Source organism: Burkholderia sp. Tr-20390, assembly GCF_017104595.1.
GTDB lineage: Bacteria > Pseudomonadota > Gammaproteobacteria > Burkholderiales > Burkholderiaceae > Burkholderia.
In genome coordinates this window covers 1-855 of sequence record NZ_JAAGPC010000432.1, presented here as the reverse complement: position 1 = coordinate 855, position 855 = coordinate 1, and the positions used below count along the sequence as shown (strand labels likewise).

The 855-nt window shown below is 73.8% G+C and carries 2 protein-coding genes; both read left to right on the top strand.

The window, feature by feature from the left end; all coding sequences use genetic code 11:
• A partial coding sequence (locus G3N98_RS39390) for a 4-alpha-glucanotransferase (RefSeq protein ID WP_206151135.1) occupies positions 1–251 on the top strand: 251 nt, incomplete at its 5' end.
• A partial coding sequence (locus G3N98_RS39385) for an alpha-amylase family glycosyl hydrolase (protein ID WP_241026308.1) occupies positions 248–855 on the top strand: 608 nt, incomplete at its 3' end. The genes G3N98_RS39390 and G3N98_RS39385, both read left to right, overlap by 4 nt.

Below are 855 nucleotides of genomic sequence, written 5' to 3'. Positions count from 1 at the left end.
GGCCGGCTGATGCGCCGCCGGTCGCCGAGATACTCGCGTACGTCGCGCGCAGCCCGTCGCCGCTCGCGATCCTGCCGCTCGAGGACCTGCTGGCGCTGGACACGCAGCCGAACCTGCCGGGGCCGCCCTGCGGGCACCCGAACTGGCGGCAGCGCCTGCCGCGCGCGATCGACACGCTGTTCGACGCCGACGTGCGCGACCGCATCGCGGCCGTGGTGCGCGCACGCGGTTCGCGGGAGCCCGGCCCATGACGCCACGCGCGACGCTGCGACTGCAGCTGCATGCGGGCTTCACGTTCGACGACGCGGCCGCGCACGCCGGCTATTTCGCGCGGCTCGGCGTGAGCCACCTGTACCTGTCGCCGGTCGCGACGGCCGAACCCGGTTCGCGGCACGGCTACGACACCGTCGATTACGGCACGCTCAACCCCGAGCTCGGCGGCGAAGCCGGTTTCGTCCGGCTCGTCGATGCGTTGCGCGCGCACGGGCTGGGCGTGATCGTCGACATCGTGCCGAACCACATGGGCGTCGGCGGTTCGTCGAACGGCTGGTGGAACGACGTGCTCGAATGGGGCCCCGCGAGCCCGTACGCGCACCACTTCGACATCGACTGGCATCCGCCCGACGCGGCGCTCGACGGCAAGGTGCTGCTGCCCTGCCTCGGCACGCCGTACGGTGAAGCGCTCGCGGCCGGCGACATCACGCTCGACGCCGATCCGGCCACCGGGCGCTTCTTCGTGTCGTGCCCCGGGCGACGGCTGCCGGTGGCCGCCGCCACCTACGCGGAGCTCCTGCGCCTCGCGAACCGCGCGGACATGAACGCGCTCGCCGAGCGCTTCGACGCCGCGCCGCCGCG